Genomic DNA, 21,305 nt, shown 5'->3' with positions numbered 1-21,305 from the left:
CCCTGGCATCGACGACCGCGCCAAAAAAAAGCCAGGCCCCATGGGCCTGGCCGTTGTGCACTCAAGCACCGCTGACGGTCTTAGCGGATGATGCCTTCCCGTCGTAGACGTTCAATATCGGACGCCGACAGCCCCATCTCGGTCAGCACCCTGTCGCTGTGCTCGCCAAGGCGTGGTGGTGCGGACACGGCGGTGGCACTGGCCCCATCGAAGCGCAGCGGGTTGGCGACCTGGGGCACGCCGTCGATCTCCCGGGCCATGCCACGGTGACGCACCTGAGGATCGGCGAACACTTCCGGCAAGGTGTGGATGGGCCCCGCCGGTATCCCCCGGGCCTCGCATTCGGCGAGCCAGTGATCGCGCTCGCCGCCGCTCAGAATGCCCTGGATCAAGGCCACCAGATCCTGGCGATGGGCGACCCGTCCTTCGTTGGTGGCGTAGTCGCCTTCGGCCCATTCGGGGTGCCCGAGCAACTCAGCCAGGCGGGCGAACTGGGCGTCGTTGCCCACGGTGAGCACCAGATGACCATCGCGGCAGGCGAACGCCTGGTAGGGCACGATATTCGGATGAGCATTGCCGAAGCGCTGCGGTGCCACACCGCTGACCAGGGTGTTGAGCGCCTGGTTGGCCAGGGTCGCCACCTGAACGTCGAGCAGCGCCAGGTCCACGTGACTGCCCTCACCGGTCTCGCGCCGGCGATGCAATGCCGCCAGCACCCCCACGGTGGCGTAAAGCCCGGTCATCACGTCGGTGATCGCCACTCCGGTCTTCATCGGCATGCCGTCGGCGTCGCCGGTCAGACTCATCAAGCCGCCCATGGCCTGAATCATGAAGTCGTAGCCTGCCCGGTGGGCGTAGGGGCCGGTCTGGCCAAAGCCGGTAATGGAACACACCACCAGCGCCGGATTGATCTCTCGCAGCGAGGCAGCGTCTAGGCCATAGCGAGCGAGCCCACCGACCTTGAAATTCTCGAGCACGATGTCGGCGCCCTTGGCCAACGCCTTGATCAGGCGCTGGCCATCCGCGCTTGCGATGTCCACCGCCAGCGACTGCTTGGCACGATTGGCACAGAGGTAATAGGCGGCCTGGCGTTCGACCGCATCACCGTCGATCGGCTCGCCCTGATGCCAGGGCGGCCCCCAGCCGCGGGTGTCATCGCCACGACCGGGGTGCTCGATCTTGATCACCCGAGCGCCGAGGTCGCCGAGTAGCTGGCCGCACCAGGGGCCGGCCAGCACCCGCGACATGTCCAGCACGGTAACCCCCTCGAGCGGCCTGGCGGCGCTGGCAGCTTGCGCGCTCTCGCCTGCCGTATTGCCGGCGCCGGTCTCCGCTGAGCTGTCTGCCTGGTGCATGGCGGTGTCACTCACCCGGTGAAGGCCTGCAGGCCGGTCTGGGCACGCCCGAGGATCAGGGCATGCACATCGTGGGTGCCTTCGTAGGTGTTGACCGCCTCGAGGTTCATGACGTGACGGATGACGTGGTACTCGTCGCTGATGCCGTTGCCGCCGTGCATGTCCCGGGCGACCCGGGCGATATCCAGCGCCTTGCCACAGTTGTTGCGCTTGATCAGCGAAATCGCCTCGGGCACCAGTTGGCCGTCGTCGATCATCCGCCCCACCCGCAGCGACGCCTGCAGGCCCAGGGCGATCTCGGTCTGCATGTCGGCGAGCTTCTTCTGGATCAGCTGATTGGCGGCCAGCGGACGGCCGAACTGCTTGCGCTCCATGGTGTAGTCACGTGCGGCGTGCCAGCAGGCCTCGGCGGCGCCCATGGCACCCCAGCTGATGCCGTAGCGGGCGCGGTTGAGACAGGAGAAAGGCCCCTTCAGGCCCTGCACCCCAGGCAGACGCTGGTCGTCGGAAACCTCGACGTCCTGGATCGCGATCTGGCCGGTGGTGGAGGCGCGCAGGCTGAACTTGCCCTCGATCTTGGGCGCGCTGAGACCAGGCATGCCCTTCTCGAGCACGAAGCCGCGGACCACCCCCTCCTCGTCCCGCGCCCAGACCACGAAGACGTCGGCGATCGGCGAGTTGGTGATCCAGGTCTTGGTGCCGTTCAGGCGCCAGCCGGAGTCGGTGCGATAGGCCCGGGTCGACATGCTGCCGGGATCGGAGCCATGGTCCGGCTCGGTCAGGCCGAAGCAGCCCACCCACTCACCGCTGGCAAGCTTCGGCAGGTAGCGATCGCGCTGAGCGTCGCTGCCGAAGGCGTGGATCGGGTACATGACCAGGCTCGACTGCACGCTCATGGCGCTGCGATAGCCGGAATCGACCCGCTCGACCTCACGGGCGATCAGACCGTAGCTGACGTAGTTCATGCCAGCACAGCCGTAGCCATCGATGGTGGCGCCGAGCAGTCCAAGCTCCCCCATCTCGTTCATGATCTCGCGATCGAAGCGCTCGTGACGGTTGGCCTCGAGCACCCGGGGAAGCAGCTTTTCCTGGCAGTAGTCGTGGGCGGTCTGCTGGACCATACGCTCTTCCTCGTCGAGTTGATCGACGAGGCGGAAGGGATCTTCCCAGGTAACGGGGGTGATGCTGGTCATGGCGGGGGCTCCAGAATTTCTACATTTTCACCAAATGTAGACCTAATGGTCGGTCTTGCCAACCCCCACCTTGGTCGAGCGATGACGAATCACGGACCTCGACGTCGAACGACGAGGCCCGAACGTCGTCAGCCCGGCTATTGGCCGGACGACTCGCCGGCCCGGTACAGCGACTGGATGCTGGAAAAATCCAGACCGCCGTTGCCCTGGGCGCTGTGCAGCGCGAACAGGTTGCGCGCCTGGGAACCCATCGGCACGCTGGCGCGGGACTCAAGCGCCAGCTCCCAGGCAAGCCCCAGGTCCTTGGCCATCAGGTCGGTCAAGAAGCCGCCCTGATAGTCACGTGAGGCGGCGGAACCCTCCATCACCCCGGGCCAGGGGTTGTAGACGTTCAATGCCCAGTTGCCGCCGCTGCTCTGCTTCATGATCTCCGACAGCACGGCCGGATCCATGCCGTTCTTGACCCCCAGAGACAGCGCCTCGGCGGTACCGCTCATCAGGATGCCAAGCAGCATGTTGTTGCAGATCTTGGCCACCTGGCCGCTGCCACTGGGGCCTGCGTGGAACAGGTTCTTGCCCATGGCCTCGAGTACCGGACGGGCCTGCTCGTAGGCGTCGGCGTCGCCACCGACGATGAAGGTCAGGGTGCCGGCCTTGGCGCCCCCGATGCCGCCAGACACCGGCGCATCGAGATAGGCCAGACCACGCTTGGCGGCCTCGCCCGCCACCAGCCGGGCATCGTCCGGCGAAATGGTGGAGGCATCGAGCAGCAAGGGCCGCGACGAGAGCTGGTCAAGCAGTCCCTCGGCACCGTCACGGCCGAGGTACAGCGCCTTGACGTGCGCCCCCGCCGGCAGCATCGAGACCACCACCTCGGCGCCTTCGGCGGCCTCCAGGGCGGAACTCGCCCGACTCGCGCCCTGCTCTTCAAGCGTCGCCATGGCCGATTCGACCAGGTCGAAGACCCGCACCTGGTGGCCCGCGCCGACCAGGTTGGCGGCCATCGGCGCGCCCATGTTGCCAAGGCCGATAAAGGCGATTTGCATAAGATGTCTCCTGGCTATCTAACGAATTGTGATTGTTGTACTGGCGCGTCAAGCGGCGATCAAAGGTCGTCCAGTGGCCCGGGACCGTTGCCCCAGGGGGCACCGAACATCGCCGCCAGATCGGCGCTGCCTACGCTTGCGACGTCTCGATGCCGCCACTGCGGTGACTTGTCCTTGTCGATCAACAGCGCGCGCACTCCCTCGGCGAAGTCGCCCAGCACGTTGCACTGGATCGACACCACCAGTTCGTCGCGGAAGGCGTCGGCCAGCGAGGAGTGGCGATGTCGCTCGAGCATCCGCCAGGCCAGGTGCGCGGTCAGTGGGCAGCCCTTCTCGAGTCGTGCGCGATTGGCCGAAAGCCAGTCATCGTCGCGATCATCGCCCAGGATGGCAGCCACGGCGTCCTCCACGCGGCCCTTGAGGGTCAGCGAGGTGATGTGATCCAGATGGAGCCAGACCTGCGCCTCGGGGGCCTTCTTCGGCGCCTCGAATTCACCGAGTACGTCGCACACCAGCGCTTCGGCGTCATCCACGTGGCCGGGGGCGAAGTGGCAGTCGCAGAGCCGCGCGAGCAGCTCGTCGCGCCGCTCGCGCGGCACGAAGCGATCCGCCATACCCAGGTCAAGGGCGTCCCTGGCGTTGATGCTGGCACCGGTGAGGCCCAGGTAGAGCCCGACCCCCGGCGGCATCTTGTTGAGAAACCAGCTGGCCCCGATATCCGGATACAGACCGATGGTGATCTCCGGCATGGCGATCCGAGTGGTCTCGGTCACCAGACGATGCCGGCCACCAGCGGTCAGACCGAGCCCACCGCCCATGACGATGCCGTCCGCCCACACCAGCAACGGCTTGGGATAGGTATGCAGCCGATAGTCGAGGCGATACTCGGCAGAAAAGTAGTGGCTGGCATAGCTGCCGACACCGCGCCCGGCCTCCTGCTCGCGCTTGAGCTCTCGCACCAGCGCCACCACATCGCCACCGGCGCAGAAGGCCTTGTCCCCCTCACCGTCAAGCCATACCGCGTGAACATCGGGGTCCTGGGCCCACTCCTCGAGTTTTTCGTCGAGCAGCTCGATCATCTCGAGCGACAAGGCGTTCAAGGCCTTGGGCGCATTCAGGGTGGCGATACCGATGCAACCGCCGCCAGCCGCCGGGCGGCGTTCGAATCTGACCAGGTCGTGACTCATTGTTTGGCTCCTTGCACTCTTTTCCATGCGCTGTCTGTTCAACCCAACGTCACTGCAGCGATTCGACCACGCCGTCGGCGAGCAGGCGACGACCGACGATCAGGCGCATGATCTCGTTGGTCCCCTCGAGAATCTGGTGCACCCGGGTATCGCGGACCAGGCGCTCCAGCGGGTACTCACGAATGTAACCGTAGCCCCCGTGGAGTTGCAGTGCCTCGTTGCAGACCTTGAAGCCGATGTCCGTGGCAAAGCGCTTGGCCATGGCGCAGTGGGCGGTCGCCTCGGGATCGCCCTGATCCAGTCGCCAGGCGGCCTGGCGCACCATCAGACGGGCCGCCATCAATTCCGTGGCCATGTCGGCGAGACGGAACTGCAGCGCCTGAAAGGACGACAGCTCGCGACCGAACTGCTTGCGCTCACCGAGGTAGTCGCGCGCCAGGGTCAGCGCATGCTGGGCCGCCCCCAGCGAACAGCTGGCGATATTGAGACGGCCACCGTCCAGCCCCTTCATGGCAAACCGGAAACCCTCGCCCTCTTCACCCAGACGATGATCGGCGGCCACCCGCACACCATCGAAGCTGACCAGCCGAGTCGGCTGGCTCTTCCAGCCCATCTTGTCCTCGTTCTTGCCATAGCTGACGCCCTCGGCGTCCGCCGGTACCACAAAGGCCGAGACGCCACGAGCGCCGCTGTCCGGCTCACCGGTGCGCGCCATCACCACCAGCACCTCGGTGGAACCGGCACCGGAGATGAACATCTTGGCCCCATCGATGACATAATCATCACCGTCTCGCACGGCCTTGGTACGCAGATTGGCGGCATCCGAACCGGCACCGGGTTCGGTCAGGCAATAGGAACCGAGCCACTCACCACTGACCATGGCCTCGACGTAGCGATCACGGACGCCGTCGGTGGCCCAGTTGGCAATCATCCAGGTGACCATGTTGTGGATGGTCAGGTAGGCGGTAGTGGCGATACAGCCCTGCGACAGCTGCTCGAAGATGAGCGACGCATCCAGGCGCGAGAGCCCCAGACCGCCGTGTTCTTCCGGGGTATAGATCCCCAGAAAGCCCGCTTCGCCGGCACGCCGGATGACGTCCAGCGGAAAGTGCGACGTGGCGTCCCACTCGGCGGCGTGATCCTTGAGTTCGACTCGGGCAAAGTCGGCGGCGGCGTCGACCAGGGCCTTCTGATCGTCGGTAAGGGAAAAGTCCATGGTGGCATCCTCATGTTCAAGACGTCGATGGCGAGCCAGACAGCGAGTCGGACAGCGAGTCGGACAGCGAACCGTTCGACTGGCCATTCAGCCGGCCGGGCGGCTTCCCCGCCATGCAATGGGACCCAACCTAGCACTTGCTCGGTTTTCGACCTATCAACCCATAGTCGTACACGGCGCTGCGGCCCTGAATACCGGGGCGCCTTGCCCGGGCGAGGGTCAATTTCGCCACATCCACTTTACGTTAACGTAAACTTTGACTAGTGTCTTTTCCAAGGACCCCGCCGCGTCGGGTCCTCCCAACAGGACAGAGCATCATGAGCAAAACCGCCAGCGCCAACCGCGCCTCAGGCTCCTCCAGCGAAGCTCGCCAGCCCACCGCGATCTCCCGCACCTACAGTATCGGAGAGCTGGCCAAGATGTTCGAGGTGACGCCTCGGACTATCCGCTTCTATGAGCAGGAGGGGCTGTTGGCGCCCCGACGCCAGGGTCAGAAGCGCATCTATCGCGAGAAGGATCGGGTGCGCCTGAAACTGACGCTCAGAGGCAAGCGGCTCGGATTCTCGCTGGCCGAGATACGCGAGGTGGTGATGATGTACGACGCCATGCCGGACGGAAACGCCCGCCAGCTCAAGCGTCTACTCGAGATCATCGCCGAGAAGCGTGCCGAGCTAGACCGCCAGCTCGAGGATATCCGCCTGATGCGCCTCGAGATGGACGATGTCGACCGGCGAGCCCGGGACGCCCTGGGACAGCTCGGCGAGAAGGGCTAGCTCCCGTCCTCCACGACTGGCTCTGGTCCCTCGCCTGCTGCGACACCCTGACTGCCAATGCTCTGCCCCGAACAATGACAACACCCTGCCCCACGGCAATCACCAGACGACAAGACGAGAGCCACGATGACACGCCAGTCTGCTTCCTCTCCCGATCTCGCTCCCTCGACCGCGCCCTCACCCTCGAGCGTGAGCTACGTCAGCGGCATCAGTGACCTGCCCCTGAAGGGCCAGACCATCGGTGACTGCTTCGACGAAACGGTATCCCGCTTCCCCGACCAGGACGCCTTGATCAGCCGCCACCAGGGGCTACGCTATCGCTGGCGCGAGCTCCAGGACGAGGTGAACCAGGCGGCCCGCGCGCTGCTGGCCATGGGCGTCAAGAAAGGCGACCGGGTGGGCATCTGGTCACCCAACTGCGCTGAATGGACGATCACCCAGTTCGCCACCGCCAAGATCGGCGCCATCCTGGTCAACATCAATCCGAGTTACCGCACCCATGAGCTCGACTACGCGCTCAAGCAGTCGGGCACCTCGACGCTGATACTTCAGGGCAGCTTCAAGACCTCGGACTACGTGGCCACCCTGGCCGAGCTTGCCCCGGCGCTCAACGACGTCCAGGGGGCTGGCCCGCTCAAACTGGCCGGACTGCCCGAGCTCAAGCGTGTCATCTGCCTCGACTCGACCAGGACCCTGCCAGGCATGCTGGCCTGGGAGCGCATCTTCGAGCGCAGCGACGAAGTCAGCGCCGAGGAATTGGCCGAGGTGCAGTCAGGTCTGCAGTTCGACGAACCGATCAACATCCAGTACACCTCCGGCACCACCGGTGCGCCCAAGGGCGCCACCCTGTCCCACCACAACATCCTCAACAACGGCATGTTCGTGGCCAGAGCGATGAACCTGACCGATCAGGACCGCATGGTGATTCCGGTACCGCTTTACCATTGCTTCGGCATGGTGATGGGCAACCTGGGCTGCGTGACCCACGGCGCCACCATGATCTACCCCGCCGACGGCTTCGACCCCGAGACCACCCTGGCGGCGGTGGCGGAAGAAAAGGCCACCACGCTGTACGGTGTCCCCACCATGTTCATCGCAGAGCTCGAGCATCCGGACTTCGAACGCTACGACCTGTCGTCGCTACGTACCGGGATCATGGCAGGCTCCATCTGCCCGATCGAGGTGATGCGACGGGTCATCGACCAGATGAACATGCAGGACGTGACCATCTGCTACGGCATGACCGAAACCAGCCCGGTCAGCTTCCAGACCACCACCGATGCCCCGCTGGACAAGCGCGTCACCACGGTGGGCACCATCCACCCGCATCTGGAGGTCAAGCTGGTGCATCCGGAAAGCGGCGCGGTGGTCCCGAAGGGCGAGACCGGCGAGCTGTGCACCCGTGGCTACAGCGTGATGCTCGGCTACTGGAACAACGAGGAAGCCACCGCCAAGGCCATCGACAACGCCGGCTGGATGCATACCGGCGATCTGGCGACCATGGACGATGAAGGCTATGTGGCCATCGTCGGGCGTATCAAGGACATGATCATTCGCGGTGGCGAGAACATCTACCCCCGCGAGATCGAGGACTTCCTCTACACCCATCCCGCCATCTCCGACGTTCAGGTCATCGGTGTACCCGACCAGAAGTACGGTGAGGAGGTCATGGCCTGGGTCAAGCTCAGCGAAGGCGAACAGCTCGACGAGGAAGGACTCAAGGCCTTCTGCAAGGGCAAGATCGCGCACTACAAGGTGCCGCGCTACGTCAAGTTCGTCGACGAGTTCCCGATGACCGTCACCGGCAAGGTGCAGAAGTTCAAGATGCGAGAGGAAGCCACCCACGAACTTGGACTGGCCTGAGTCCTGAATAGCAGGACCTGAAAGCCAAGGTCCTGAAAGCCAAGCTCCTGGCTTACCTGGCACCCCAAAACAGAAGCGCCCCGGAGGCTATCCCCGGGGCGCTTCTTGTATTGCTGACGCCGGACACTGGCGGTCGGTCTTGCCCTAACCTTTTTACATCCCCTTCGGCGCGAAGATGCCGGGGGCGTTTCGCCAGTAACCTTTACCGACCATATATCAGCATACCGAAACCAAAGACGTAGTGGTCGGCCTTACCTTTTCACATCCCCTTGGGGGCAAAGATCCCCGGGGCGTTGCGCCAATAGCCTTTAATGTCCATCCCGAAACCAAAGACATAGCGGTCGGCGACCTCCAGGCTGCAGTAATCGGCCTTGAGGCCAGGCACTGCCTTGCGGTCGTGATTCTTGTCCACCAGTACCGCGGTGGAGATGCTCTTGGCGCCGGCCTCGCGGCAATAGTCGAGGATGGCCGCCAGGGTGGCACCTTCGTCGAGGATATCGTCGACGATCACCACATGACGTCCGGCCATGGGAATCTCCGGCGAGACACGCCAGAACAGCTCGCCCCCTCGGGTCTTGCCGCGATAGCGAGTGGCGTGCAGGTAGTCCACCTCCAGCGGAAAGCCCAGACGCGGCAGCAGGTGACCGGTCGTGATCAAGCCACCGTTCATTACGCAGTAGAACACCGGCAGTTCATCGCCGAGATCCCGGGTAATCTCCTCGGCCATGCGATCGAGCGCACGCTCGACTTCATCATGGCTGATCAGGCAATCCGCGGTGTCCATCACCTCACGCATATCGTCACGTGAAGCGCTATGGGCAGGGTCCAGTTTCGGCATAACAGTCAACTCGTTTCAAACATCAATCGGAAGTCATCGCCTCGAGGCGAGCGTGTACCCGGCGCCAGCGAGACAGGGCCGGCAAGGCGTCCAGGTCAGGACGAGCGCGGCCATAGCGCAAGCGTGAAGCCCGGCGAACGGTACGCTCGGCGCAGGCATCGAGCACCGCCTTGGCAGCGGCTCGGTCATTGCACACCAGCACCATGTCACAGCCGGCGTCGAGGGCCGCCTGGGCGCGCTCCACCGGCCCACCGGCGACCTGAGCGCCGGCCATGGTCAGGTCATCGGAAAAGATCAGGCCCTTGAAACCCAGGCTCTCACGCAGCATGCCAAGCCAGGGGCGCGAGAATCCTGCAGGCCTTGGGTCAAAGGCCGGATACACCACATGAGCCGGCATCATGCCATCGAGCTTGGGTGCCAGAGACTGAAACGGCACCAGGTCGTGCTGTCGGAGTTCGTCGAGGCTACGTTCGTCACGCGCGACTTCATGGTGGGTATCGGCCTTCACCCCCCCATGCCCCGGAAAGTGCTTGCCGACCGCCGCCATCCCCGCGTCGTGCAGCCCCTCGACAAAGGCGCCCGCCAGCAGCGCCACGGTCTCGGGGTCACCGGCAAAGCTGCGATCACCGATCACCGATGACAGCCCGACGTCGACATCCAGCACCGGCGCGAAGCTCAGATCGAGGCCACAGGCGGCCATTTCCATACCCAGTAGCCAGCCGGCGTCCTGGCACAGCCGTACGGCCGTCTCGGGTGAGTCCAGGTACTCCTGCCCCAGGCGGGACATCGGCGGCAGCCGGGTGACTCCGTCTTTCAGGCGCTGGACACGCCCTCCTTCCTGGTCGATGCCCAGCAGAAGATCAGGACGCACCTCTCGAATCGACCGGCACAGTTCGCGCACCTGGTGCGCATCTCGAGTGTTGCGTCCAAACAGGATGACACCACCGGTGGCGGGATGCTCGAGCAGCGATCGCTCCTCTGCCGATAGCTCATGGCCATCGAGATCCAGCATCACGGGTCCGAACGTCTGGGTCATGTCGCTTACCTGATCGGAAAAAGGGAACAATTTTAGACTAATGGCTGAGCAGGTGACACCCCAAGGGCGACGCAGGAAGCCCGGCAAGGGACGTCCGGGCCCCTGACATCACCCGCTGCCTTGCCGTATCACCAGACAATCGCCTCTTGCCAACGGTAGAATAGCCTCCTTTGACCGCCCCCGAACCACGGAGCTCCTTTTGCTTTTTTCGGATGTCACTTTCGCTTCTCTTGCTCTTGTTGCTCTGCTGGGGTTATGCCTCGGCAGCTTTCTCAACGTCGTCATCACCCGCCTTCCGGTCATGTTGATGCAACAGTGGCGCACCGAGGCCCGCGCGGCTCTCGAATTGTCAGACGATATCGAGGAGCCACTGTCACTGGCCCACCCACGCTCTCGCTGTCCGCGCTGTCTCACCCCCATCGCCTGGCACGACAACCTGCCGTTGCTGGGATGGCTCAAGCGTCGCGGACGCTGCGCCAACTGCCAGGGACGCATCAGCATCCAGTATCCGCTGGTGGAACTGGCCAGCGCCCTGCTAGCGGTCTGCTTCTGCATCCTCCACGGGCCCACCTGGCCTGCCCTGTGGCTTTACGGCGCCAGCCTGACGCTGCTGGCCCTGGCGGTGATCGATCTGCGCACCCAACTGCTTCCCGACGCCCTTACCCTGCCCCTTTTATGGTGTGGCCTGCTTTACCAGCTGCTGTTCAACCCCGCCAGCCTGGATGATGCGGTGATCGGGGCCACCGCCGGCTACGCCGTGCTGTGGGCCATCGGCAAGGCCTTTCACGTCCTCACCGGACGCGACGGCATGGGGCTTGGTGACGTCAAGCTGATTGCCGCACTCGGCGCCTGGCTCGGCTGGCAACTGTTGCCACTGGTGATATTGATCGCCGCCTTGCTAGGTGCAATTTCGGGTCTGCTGATACAGTGGAGGTCCCGACACCTGAAGGGCCAGCCCTTGCCGTTCGGTCCTTCGCTGGTATTGGCCGGCGGTCTCGGCCTGCTCGCCGGCAATGAACTGCTCACCGGATATCAGGCGCTGTCGGGACTGACATGAAGACGGCTGCGCTCGGTGACACGGGGTGAATGGCGTCTCGAAATGCAGGGTTGCACCTCGTAAACTGCGTTCTCTCAGCGCTGCAACCTTTGATCGTCGCTTGCCGACGTTGCACTCAAGGCCCAGGCTACTGCACCACACAAGCACTACGCTGAACACACGAAGGGAGTACGGGTGGCATGATAATTGGACTGACTGGTGGCATCGCCTCAGGCAAATCGACGGTGGCCCGTCTGTTTGGCGATCACGGCGCTCGCTGGGTCGATGCCGACGATATCGCGCGAGAGGTGGTCGCCCCGGGCGAGCCGGCCCTCAAGGCCATCGTCGACCGATATGGAGATGCCATACTGACCAGGGAAGGTCGCCTCGACCGTGCTGCTCTGCGCGCCCTCGTCTTCGCCGACGAAAAGGAACGCCGCTGGCTTGAAGCGACCACCCATCCACGCGTGCGCGAACGGCTGGTCACGAGACTGTCGCTGCTGCGGCAGCAAGACGCCCCCTATGTGCTGCTGGTTTCCCCGTTGCTGTTCGAATCCGGGCAGGTGGACATGGTCCAGCGCACCCTGGTGGTGGACGTACCAGAAGCGCTGCAGATCGAACGCACTACCCAGCGCGATGATGTCGACCTGGCCCAGGCCAAGGCTATCGTGGCCTCGCAGATGGGTCGTGACGAGCGGGTGTCACTGGCCGACGATGTCATCACCAATGACGGTGATCTAGCGGCGCTCTCCGAGGCCGTCAAGGCACTGGATGCCACCTATCGCAGACTCGCCGCCAAGGCCTGAGCCTGCCTCTTCCGCTATCGACGTTTACGTCTTGCATCAGGAGCCCCACATGTCACACAGCACTCGTCAGGGCACCTTGAAGGTTGCCTGCCCACAATGTCGCAAGGAAGTACTCTGGACGCCCGAGAACAGCTATCGCCCCTTCTGCAGCAAGCGCTGTCGTCTTATTGACCTGGGGGCCTGGGCCGATGGCAGCCATCGCATTGCCGGCGAACCCGCCATGGACGAAACCAGCATCGATGAGTGGGTCGCCAGAGCCGAACGCGACCTGCATAACCAGGACTGAACGATGGACCGGCCAGGCAATGCCAGCGCCCCGTCACGGCCCGCCTACCAGCTATTGGCAGAGCTCGACGCAGGGTTCGATCGGATCATCGCGTGCGCCAGAGAGGTCGTCGACCGCTGGCAGGCATCACGCCTTCCTGCCTGGTCCTTCGATCGCGAGACAGCCGATGCGGACTGGCTGCGCCAGGCGTTACTGGATCTGTGGTATGCCGACGGCCAGGACGGCCGTGTCACCCGCAGCTATATCGGACTGGTGGCCGCGGACCCGGTTACCTGCGAGGCGGCTCTGGCGCTGAACCAGGCCAAGGCTGAGTTTTCTGAACGGCTGAGCGACATTCGCCAGCAATCGCCCCAACTGATACCCGAGATCAAGGCCAGGCTGCCGATACGCCACCCGGAACTCAATGATCACCTGGGGGGCGCCGGCCTCGCCCGCCTCCATCTGAAACAGACCTGGCGCGTCCTGCCCATCGCCGAGGCGCCGGTGGAGCGGGTTCGTCTGGCCTGGTACGCCAGCGGACGCTCCATCACCCGCTTGAGCGTGGCCGAAGTCGAGCGCAAGCTGATGGCCTTCGACACCGAGTCACCGCACATTCGCATTCAACTCGAGCGCCTCGCCGGCATTCCTTCCAGCGAGCCCCTGGCCCAGGTGCAACGACAGGCACCGCTGATGCGAGCCAACCTCTTTTACCGGGCACCTCTGCCGGACGGTCGCCTCAGACGTGCCATGAATGCGGCTCTGCCCCTGCTTGTGCCCCAGGCGCAGCTCCCCCATCACAACCTTCCGCCGGCACAACCGCCAGCCGAACGCCAACGCGCCCGGAGAAGCGACGAACGCCTCGAGGACACCCCCTTCCTGCCAAGCTTGAGAGTCTTTCGCTACCGCTGAAAGGCCCGGTGCGTCGCACACCAGCGCGCCCGCTCAACGAGGCTTGCCCCTGACCTGCCAATGCACCTGCACCCCACCTCAGGCGCCTGCGTTCCGGCAACCGCCATAAGCAGCGCGCGCCTGTCGGCAAGCGCTGACATCAGCAATTGCTGACATCATTTTGCAGTATTTGCGCAAAGACGCCACGGCCTTTACCCACAGAGCCGTCGGAAAATCCCTGTCAAAATCGCACAGGTTGAAGTCCGGCAAGACCCATCTCGATGACCCCTGACAAAGGCAGAGGTCATGCGGTCAGGCGATGCGCCCCATCGATTGCAGCGTGGCGACCAATTCCCGCACCGATTCAGGGGTCTGGGCATATTCCTGGATCAAGCCCAGCAGCCGCCGCTCGAAGTCCTCTTCCTTACGACGCTGCTCTTCTTCTTCCAGGCTGTCGATGGAGCGGACCGGAGGGCCGGTGGGGATCTCGGCGGCCTTGTTCGGGTTGTCCAGGCTGCGCAGCGCTTCCGCGAAGGCGTCATCCAATTCACGAAAGCGGCGAAGCTTCTCGCGTTCATCCATAGGCTTTTGGGAACTCTGAGATTTCATTTGTTACCAGTCGTTAACGTCGATGGAGGTGCGACAGATTCAGTATCCTGCGGCACCACCTTATCAAGAAAGGCTCGAAAATAACGCCTTTTTTACTTTCACAACAGCATGTTAGATATGCAATCCATCACTGACGTTTTGTGCACAAACGATCAAAACGGCACATTGCACTTGCCAGACAGGCGCGCTAGACTGCATAACTACGTAACAGGATGTATCCTAACGCTACAAACCTACACCATCATACCTCGGGACAGGCGGATGTTCCGACTACAACGACCAGCGATACGGACGCTCGGATTCGCTCTCCGAGGACCCAGGGAGGGTCGGGTCCGCGCCGATGGTTCAGGGAGGCAAGACCATGTTCAACGAGATGATGCGCGCCGAAATCTGGCTCCAGGAAACCCTGGACAGTCAGCTGAGTATCGAAGATCTTGCCACGCGTATGGGGTACTCCTCATCCCAGGTGCGTCGGCGCTTCCGCCAGTCGTTCGGCATTTCGCCAAGTGCCTACCGCGACATGCTGCGGCTCGAGAAGGCCGCCAGGCTGCTGATCCATACGCCCCACGGCGTACATGATATCGCCAAACGCTGCGGCTATCGCAATCACTCGGCGTTCACCCGCGCCTTCCAGCGCCGCTACCGTGTCGCTCCCCGGGAGTACCGCCAGAACCAGCGCCTGGAACTCTATCGCCAGCGCCACAATCTGCCCCACTTCTCGGTGAAGATGGCCGACCTGCCGCTGCGGCGTGCCGCGGTCACCCGCCTCTATCAGCCGCCCGAAATCATCGAGAACCTGGACAACTGGCAGCGTAATGCCGAAGGCGCCTACGATCTCCCGGCACGCCTCACCAATGCGGCACCGATCGCTATTCTTCACGATCACCCGCTGGCCAGCGAGGCGCCCCGTATCGACCTGGGTGTCCACGTCGACGAGGAACACGCACACCGCCTGGCGCTGCCACTGCCGTTCCGCCTGGTCATGCTGCCGGCCCAGCGACACGCCTGCATCACCCTCGAGGACAGCTCACACCTGACCAGCGCCATGCTGTTCATGGCCTGTCGCGGCCTGTCCGAACACGGCGTCTACCTGAGCGGCGAAGCGCCTCAGCTGGTCAAAGGCAAGTATGGGCTGGAACTGCGACTGCCGCTACTCGAAGAGGACTGATCGCTTAGCCTCTCCGAGCCCGCAAGCCTCCCTTCTGGTGGCCACTTCGGTGGCCACCTTTTGCGTTCCATCATACCAGAATTCAAGCAGAGTACCGGCAACGGCAAGGCCACAGCCCCGCCTCGCCTGGATCACACTGTTCCTGCATCACACTGTTGCAGTGGGAGGCCACGCTTCGCCCCCTCCCCGGAAACCAGAAACATCGCAAGGGGCAGTCGAAGCTACGGGCTTCGGGCTTCGCCTCCAACGAGACGCAGCCGATCAAGGAATACCGTGCAAAAAGAAACCGTCCCGAACAATACGACGACGTCACTGTCATGTCGATGGTTCAAGACGGCTTCTGGCACCGCAAGCCTGAAGATCGAAACAGTGCCGGACCGATGCAACGTCCAAGGCACTCCCTCGTCTGCGGCTCAAACAATCATCAGTCTTCTACACGTACCAGCCAGGACTCGACGGTGTCATTACCGTGCTCTTCCTTCCAGGCCTTCAACGTCTTCTGATTGCCACCACGAGTTTCGACGACTTCGCCGGTATTCGGGTTCTTGTAGATCTTGAGCTTGCGCTTGCGACGACCGCCAGCGGCCGGGGCAGCGGCCTTTGCCGGGGAAGCAGCGGCCTTCGGATCCAGGATGGAGATGACGTCAGATGCGCTCTTGTCGAACTCTTTCATCAGCTCTTCGAGCTTTCCCTTGAACTCGAGTTCGGACTTGAGACGGTCATCGTTCTGGAGCTGACCAAGTCTTTCCTGCAGTTGCTGGAGCTGCTGCTCCATCTGCATATAGTCATTCAAAAGTGAAGACATTAAGGTACGCCTATAGTAGTTGCTTTCGGATGCAGAGGCATTATCACTCCTGCATGAGTATATGACAACCAGCCAAACGACGTTATTCAAACGTTATTGGCCAAAGGCAAAGTCAAAATCCTGTCAAACAAACGGTAGATGCTTACAACAAGGGCATCAACCCCAAAACACGTCCCCTCAAGCATATGCGGTAAAAACTCGCCCCACTCACCAATAATACTGAGGCAGCGCCGCCACGAGGGGCATTCAAGCCCTCTACAATTTCTTACATATAAAAAAAGAGCGCTCCCCGGAGGAAGCGCTCTTGACCATTACCAGTCCCGAACAGTGTCGGGGGTCCGGCTTAGTCCTGACCCATCTGCTGCTTGATCAGGTCGCCGATGGTGGTCGGGCCACCGGTCTCGACTTCCTGGTCGCGCAGCTTGCTCATGTTGCGACGGGTGTCGTCCTGGTCCTTGGCCTTGACGGACAGGGCGATCTGACGGTTCTTGCGATCGACGCCGACGATACGGGCCTCGACGCTGTCGCCTTCGTTCAGCACGTTGCGCGCGTCTTCGACACGGTCAGCGCTGATCTCGGACGCCTTGAGCACGGCAACGACGTCAGTCGCCAGCTCGACGTGAGCTTCCTTGGCGTCAACCTCGACGACACGACCGGTAACGATGGTGCCCTTGTCGTTGACAGCCAGGAACTCGGCAACCGGGTCGGTATCGAGCTGCTTGATACCCAGGGAGATGCGCTCACGCTCCGGATCGATGGACAGGATGACGGCTTCGGCCTCATCGCCCTTCTTGAAGGAACGCACGGCTTCTTCGCCAGTCTCGGTCCAGGAGATGTCGGACAGGTGAACCAGGCCGTCGATGCCGCCGTCCAGACCGATGAAGATACCGAAGTCGGTGATGGACTTGATGGTACCGGCAACGCGGTCGCCCTTGTTGAACTGGGCGTTGAAGGTTTCCCACGGGTTGGCGGTGCACTGCTTGATACCCAGGGAGATACGACGACGCTCTTCGTCGATATCCAGCACCATGACGTCAACATCGTCACCGACCTGAACCACCTTGGACGGATGGATGTTCTTGTTGGTCCAGTCCATTTCGGAGACGTGAACCAGACCCTCGACACCCTCTTCCAGCTCGGCGAAGCAGCCGTAGTCGGTGAGGTTGGTGACACGGGCGTGCACCTTGGTGCCTTCCGGGTAACGATCCTTGATGTTGACCCACGGATCTTCGCCCAGCTGCTTCAGACCCAGGGAGACGCGGTTGCGCTCGCGGTCGAACTTCAGCACCTTGACGGTGATCTCGTCGCCGACGGCCACGATCTCGCTCGGATGCTTGATGCGCTTCCAGGCCATATCGGTGATGTGGAGCAGGCCGTCAACGCCGCCCAGATCAACGAAGGCACCGTAGTCGGTCAGGTTCTTGACGATACCGATGATCTGCTGGCCTTCCTGCAGGGTGGCGAGCAGCGCTTCACGCTCGGCGCTGTTCTCGGCTTCGAGAACGGCACGACGGGAAACGACAACGTTGTTGCGCTTCGGATCGAGCTTGATGACCTTGAAGTCGAGCTCTTTGTTCTCCAGGTGCGTGGTGTCGCGCACCGGACGAACGTCGACCAGAGAGCCGGGCAGGAAGGCACGGATGGAGTCGACGTCGACAGTGAAGCCGCCCTTGACCTTGCCGTTGATCACGCCCTTGACGATCTCTTCCTTCTCGAAGGCAGCTTCCAGCACCTTCCACGCTTCGGCACGCTTGGCCTTCTCGCGGGACAGGCGGGTTTCGCCGAAGCCGTCTTCCACAGCTTCGAGGGCCACGTGGACCTCGTCACCGACGGCAATGGTCAGTTCGCCGCTGTCGTCGCGGAATTGCGCGGCAGGGATCTGACCTTCGGACTTCAGGCCGGCATTGACGGTGACCCAGTCACCTTCGATGTCGACGACAGTAGCCGCGACGATCGCGCCCGGCTCCATGTTGATGTCCTGGAGAGACTGTTCAAACAGTTCAGCAAAGCTTTCGCTCATGATGTTCCTACGTGATCAACGTTGAGTGCGGCAGGGCCGCTTCTCCGCACCACCAGCAAGTGCGGGCCATATTCAAAAACCCCCGGGGATGTTGGCACTGGTTGGACCTGACCGAGTTTTCCGTTTCCTGTACTCGGGCACGTCGTGACATCTGGCCGGGGACGCCGCAAGGGAGTTCAGGTGCCGGACAGGAGCCCCTTTCGGGACAACAGTTCGGACAGCCGATCAACCACTTCCGGTATGCTCAGGCGGGTCGTGTCGAGCTCGATGGCATCATCGGCCGGCACCAACGGCGCCACGCTACGCTGCGTATCGCGGTCGTCGCGCGCCTGAATCTCCTTCAAAAGACTCGATAGACTAGCATCCACCCCGGCCTCCCGCAACTGCAGGTGACGCCGGCGCGCCCTTTCCTCGGCGCTGGCGGTCAGAAATATTTTCAAGGGCGCATCGACGAACACCACGGTGCCCATGTCACGGCCATCGGCGACCAGGCCGGGCGCCTGGCGGAAGTCCCGCTGACGCTCGAGCAGCGCCTGGCGCACCGCCGGCAACGCCGCCACCAGAGAGGCACTGTTGCCCACCTGCTCGGTGCGAATCTCGCGAGTCACGTCACGCCCTTCGAGCTCGACCACCGCCTCGCCGTTCTCGGAGCGAAACACCACATCGAGGGCCGAGGCCAGCGCCGCCAGCGCCGGCTCATCGTCCAGCGCGATGCCCTTGCCGATAGCCGACAGCGCGGTCAGTCGGTAGAGGCTGCCGCTATCCAGCAGATGCCAGCCCAGTCGCTCGGCAATCAGCCGGCTGATGGTGCCCTTGCCGGCGCCGCCGGGGCCATCGATGGTCAGCACCGGGGCCGAATGGTCGTCATGATCGCTCATGCCTGCTCCTCGCGTACCTCTTCGAGTTCAAGGCCGACACCTCGTGCCAGCTCGACAAAGCCGGGGAAGGACGTAGCCACGTTGGCGCAGTCGTTGACCTCGATCGGGCTCGAGGCTCGCAGGGCCGCGATGGTGAAGGCCATGGCGATGCGATGATCCTCATGACTGTCCACGCGCCCGCCGCCATAGTTGGCGCCGTCGCAGCCCTTGCCGACGATGTCGATGCCATCGTCATAAAGGGTGTTGTCGATACCCAGCACGCTCATGCCGTCGGCCATGGACTGCAGGCGGTCGGACTCCTTGACCCGGAGCTCCTCGGCGCCGCGCAGTCGCGTGGTGCCTTCGGCGTTGGCAGCGGCAATGAACAGCGCCGGGAACTCGTCGATGGCCAGCGGCACCTGGTCCTCGGGAATGTCGATGCCCTTTAGCGGCCGGTAGCGGATATGCAGATCGGCGACCGGCTCACCTCCTACCTCTCGCTCGTTCTCGAGGCGCAGATCCGCCCCCATGGCGGTCAGGATATTGATCACACCGATCCGGGTCGGATTGATGCCGACGTGCTCCAGCACCAGATCCGACCCCGGGGTGATCGCCGCCGCCACCAGGAAGAAGGTCGCCGAGGAGATATCCGAGGGCACATCGATCGGACCAGCGGCCAGCTTGCCGCCGCCCTGCAGCCAGCAGGTATCGCCCTCGCGCTCGACGGCGTAGCCAAAGCCATTGAGCATGCGCTCGGTGTGATCGCGGGTCGGTGCGGGTTCACGCACTCGGGTCTCGCCCTCGGCAAACATCCCCGCCAGCAGCAGACAGGACTTCACCTGGGCGCTGGCCATGGGCATATCGTAGTGGATGCCCTTCAGCGCCTGGCCGCCCTTGATCCTGAGCGGAGGACGCCCGCCTTCGGCGGTGTCGATCACCGCACCCATCTGGCGCAGCGGATCGGCCACCCGCCCCATGGGACGACGTGTCAGCGAGGTATCACCGGTCAACTCAGTGTCGAAGGCCTGCCCCGCCAACAGCCCGGCAAACAGCCGCATGGCGGTGCCAGCATTGCCGACGTAGAGCGGACCTGCCGGCTTCTTCAGGCCGTGCATGCCGACCCCGTGGATGGTCACGCGGCCCTGGTGCGGACCCTCGATGGCGACCCCCATCTCGCGGAAGGCCTGGAGCGTGGCGAGGCTGTCCTCGCCCTCGAGGAATCCGGACACCTCGGTAACGCCCTCGGACAGCGCGCCGAGCATGATCGAGCGATGGGAAACCGACTTGTCACCGGGGACCCGAATGCGACCGGTGACGCTTCCGCCCGGGGCCACCCGGTAGCGCAGCATGGCTGATTCTTGCATCTGATATTCCGCCTGATAGCTGGTCTGATTCAACAGAGTATCGAAATAGTGGCGCGCATGACTGGCGCGGTCGAAGGTGGCCAGCAGACCGTCGCCATCACCACGGTTCACCGCGTCCCTGAGTCGGGCCAGACCTGACTCGAAGTCATCCAGGGCTTCGAGCACGGCGCCCCGGTTGGCCTGAAAGATGTCTCGCCACATCACCGGATCACTACCGGCGATGCGGGTGAAGTCGCGAAAGCCGCCGGCGGCGTAGCGGAAGATCTCGAGGCGCTCATCCTGGCGCGCCAGGGTATCCACCAGCGAGAAAGCCAGCAGATGCGGCAGATGGCTGGTGCGCGCCAGCACCTGATCGTGGCGAGCCACGTCCATCTCCAGCACCTCGGCACCGGTCAACTGCCACAGGGCCCGCACACGCTCAAGCGCCTCGGGGTCGGTAGCGCAGGTCGGCGTCAGAATCACCTTGTGGGCCTGGTACAGCTCCGGATTGGCCGCCGCCACGCCGCTCTTTTCCGACCCGGCGATGGGATGCCCCAGCACAAAGCGCGCGGGAAGCTCACCGAAGGCCTCGATGGCGGCCGCCTCGATCGCTGCCTTGGTGCTGCCGACGTCGGTGATAACCAGATCGCCGGCGGCGCGGCCACGCAACGCGCCTAGATCGCCCATGACCTGGCCCATGGCCAGCACCGGTACCGCCAGCACCACCAGGGTAGCACCCTCGATAACCTCGGAGAGTTGTGTCGACCCCGCGTCGATCAACCCCATGCGACGTCCGCACTCGAGCTCCTTCGGGTCTGGGTCACAGGCCAGGATGAGACTGTCATCCCCCTGCCCCACCCCCGCCTTGCGCAAGGCAGCGGCCAGCGACCCTCCGATCAAGCCGAGTCCAACGATGACGATGCGTGAAGCCCGAGGCAAGGATGCGGGTACTGCGCCACGCGTTGCGACTTCCTGCATTGCGACGTCCTGCATTCCTTCTT

The 21,305-nt window shown here is 63.4% G+C and carries 19 protein-coding genes; 7 read left to right on the top strand and 12 right to left on the bottom strand.

The window, feature by feature from the left end; genetic code table 11:
- Nucleotides 1-80: 80 nt before the first annotated feature.
- The 5 genes from RBB39_RS04265 to RBB39_RS04245 all read right to left on the bottom strand — a co-directional run bounded on the left by RBB39_RS04265 (nt 81) and on the right by RBB39_RS04245 (nt 5,997).
- Nucleotides 81-1,370 carry a CaiB/BaiF CoA-transferase family protein gene (locus RBB39_RS04265; RefSeq protein ID WP_306168848.1) on the bottom strand — a complete coding sequence of 430 codons (1,290 nt, stop codon included), beginning with the start codon at nt 1,368-1,370 and terminating at the stop codon, nt 81-83.
- Nucleotides 1,367-2,548 (bottom strand): acyl-CoA dehydrogenase, encoded by a 1,182-nt coding sequence (locus RBB39_RS04260; protein WP_306168847.1) that lies wholly within the window; start codon nt 2,546-2,548, stop codon nt 1,367-1,369. The genes RBB39_RS04265 and RBB39_RS04260 overlap by 4 nt, the downstream gene beginning before the upstream one ends.
- Before the next feature lie 137 nt (nt 2,549-2,685).
- Nucleotides 2,686-3,594, bottom strand: coding sequence for a 3-hydroxyisobutyrate dehydrogenase (mmsB, locus tag RBB39_RS04255; protein WP_045994917.1), 909 nt, complete (start codon nt 3,592-3,594; stop codon nt 2,686-2,688).
- Between the two features lie 59 nt (nt 3,595-3,653).
- Nucleotides 3,654-4,781 carry an enoyl-CoA hydratase/isomerase family protein gene (locus tag RBB39_RS04250; RefSeq protein WP_306168846.1) on the bottom strand — a complete coding sequence of 376 codons (1,128 nt, stop codon included), beginning with the start codon at nt 4,779-4,781 and terminating at the stop codon, nt 3,654-3,656.
- 49 nt (nt 4,782-4,830) lie between these two features.
- On the bottom strand, nt 4,831-5,997 hold the full coding sequence (locus RBB39_RS04245) for an acyl-CoA dehydrogenase family protein (protein WP_213230695.1): 1,167 nt from the start codon (nt 5,995-5,997) through the stop codon (nt 4,831-4,833).
- Between the two features lie 317 nt (nt 5,998-6,314).
- Here RBB39_RS04245 and RBB39_RS04240 point away from each other — a divergent pair, with 317 nt between their 5' ends.
- Both RBB39_RS04240 and RBB39_RS04235 read left to right on the top strand, forming a co-directional pair.
- The gene (locus RBB39_RS04240; protein ID WP_083970354.1) at nt 6,315-6,770 is read left to right on the top strand and encodes a MerR family DNA-binding transcriptional regulator; all 456 of its coding nucleotides are present in this window, start codon (nt 6,315-6,317) and stop codon (nt 6,768-6,770) included.
- A 126-nt stretch (nt 6,771-6,896) separates the two neighbouring features.
- Entirely contained in the window at nt 6,897-8,633 is a 1,737-nt protein-coding gene (locus tag RBB39_RS04235; protein ID WP_306168845.1) for an AMP-binding protein, read from the top strand.
- Between the two features lie 259 nt (nt 8,634-8,892).
- On the opposite strand, the gene RBB39_RS04230 is transcribed toward RBB39_RS04235, so the two are convergent.
- A complete protein-coding gene (locus RBB39_RS04230; RefSeq protein ID WP_045992365.1) occupies nt 8,893-9,471 on the bottom strand; it encodes a hypoxanthine-guanine phosphoribosyltransferase in 579 nt (192 codons plus the stop codon).
- Nucleotides 9,472-9,493: 22 nt separating this feature from the next.
- A complete protein-coding gene (nagZ, locus tag RBB39_RS04225) occupies nt 9,494-10,507 on the bottom strand; it encodes a beta-N-acetylhexosaminidase (RefSeq protein ID WP_108133799.1) in 1,014 nt (337 codons plus the stop codon).
- A 199-nt stretch (nt 10,508-10,706) separates the two neighbouring features.
- Here nagZ and RBB39_RS04220 point away from each other — a divergent pair, with 199 nt between their 5' ends.
- From RBB39_RS04220 to RBB39_RS04205, 4 genes are all read left to right on the top strand, one after another.
- Nucleotides 10,707-11,564: an A24 family peptidase gene (locus RBB39_RS04220; protein ID WP_249743029.1), complete on the top strand. Its 858-nt coding sequence runs from the start codon at nt 10,707-10,709 to the stop codon at nt 11,562-11,564.
- Nucleotides 11,565-11,743: 179 nt separating this feature from the next.
- Nucleotides 11,744-12,349 carry a dephospho-CoA kinase gene (gene coaE, locus RBB39_RS04215; RefSeq protein ID WP_045992368.1) on the top strand — a complete coding sequence of 202 codons (606 nt, stop codon included), beginning with the start codon at nt 11,744-11,746 and terminating at the stop codon, nt 12,347-12,349.
- A gap of 49 nt (nt 12,350-12,398) precedes the next feature.
- Complete coding sequence (yacG, locus tag RBB39_RS04210; protein ID WP_045992369.1) at nt 12,399-12,635, top strand: DNA gyrase inhibitor YacG; 237 nt, start codon at nt 12,399-12,401, stop codon at nt 12,633-12,635.
- Nucleotides 12,636-12,638: 3 nt separating this feature from the next.
- On the top strand, nt 12,639-13,523 hold the full coding sequence (locus tag RBB39_RS04205; RefSeq protein WP_306168844.1) for a DNA replication terminus site-binding protein: 885 nt from the start codon (nt 12,639-12,641) through the stop codon (nt 13,521-13,523).
- A 291-nt stretch (nt 13,524-13,814) separates the two neighbouring features.
- Here RBB39_RS04205 and RBB39_RS04200 read toward each other — a convergent pair whose 3' ends face one another.
- A complete protein-coding gene (locus tag RBB39_RS04200; RefSeq protein ID WP_045992371.1) occupies nt 13,815-14,111 on the bottom strand; it encodes a hypothetical protein in 297 nt (98 codons plus the stop codon).
- A 361-nt stretch (nt 14,112-14,472) separates the two neighbouring features.
- Between RBB39_RS04200 and RBB39_RS04195 the strand changes: the two genes are divergently transcribed.
- Nucleotides 14,473-15,279 carry a helix-turn-helix transcriptional regulator gene (locus RBB39_RS04195; RefSeq protein ID WP_045992373.1) on the top strand — a complete coding sequence of 269 codons (807 nt, stop codon included), beginning with the start codon at nt 14,473-14,475 and terminating at the stop codon, nt 15,277-15,279.
- 424 nt (nt 15,280-15,703) lie between these two features.
- Here RBB39_RS04195 and RBB39_RS04190 read toward each other — a convergent pair whose 3' ends face one another.
- The 4 genes from RBB39_RS04190 to RBB39_RS04175 form a co-directional block, all read right to left on the bottom strand.
- Complete coding sequence (locus RBB39_RS04190) at nt 15,704-16,084, bottom strand: histone-like nucleoid-structuring protein, MvaT/MvaU family (protein WP_306168843.1); 381 nt, start codon at nt 16,082-16,084, stop codon at nt 15,704-15,706.
- A 343-nt stretch (nt 16,085-16,427) separates the two neighbouring features.
- Nucleotides 16,428-18,104: a 30S ribosomal protein S1 gene (gene rpsA / locus RBB39_RS04185; RefSeq protein WP_253028711.1), complete on the bottom strand. Its 1,677-nt coding sequence runs from the start codon at nt 18,102-18,104 to the stop codon at nt 16,428-16,430.
- Between the two features lie 176 nt (nt 18,105-18,280).
- The gene (gene cmk / locus RBB39_RS04180) at nt 18,281-18,982 is read right to left on the bottom strand and encodes a (d)CMP kinase (RefSeq protein ID WP_306168842.1); all 702 of its coding nucleotides are present in this window, start codon (nt 18,980-18,982) and stop codon (nt 18,281-18,283) included.
- On the bottom strand, nt 18,979-21,282 hold the full coding sequence (locus RBB39_RS04175; RefSeq protein WP_306168854.1) for a bifunctional prephenate dehydrogenase/3-phosphoshikimate 1-carboxyvinyltransferase: 2,304 nt from the start codon (nt 21,280-21,282) through the stop codon (nt 18,979-18,981). The genes cmk and RBB39_RS04175 overlap by 4 nt, the downstream gene beginning before the upstream one ends.
- Nucleotides 21,283-21,305: the final 23 nt, after the last annotated feature.

The sequence above is a fragment of the Halomonas sp. MMSF_3323 genome (assembly GCF_030733595.1).
GTDB lineage: Bacteria > Pseudomonadota > Gammaproteobacteria > Pseudomonadales > Halomonadaceae > Halomonas > Halomonas litopenaei.
The sequence above is the reverse complement of the archived record's forward strand: the minus strand, read 5'-3'. Positions and strand labels throughout refer to the sequence as shown.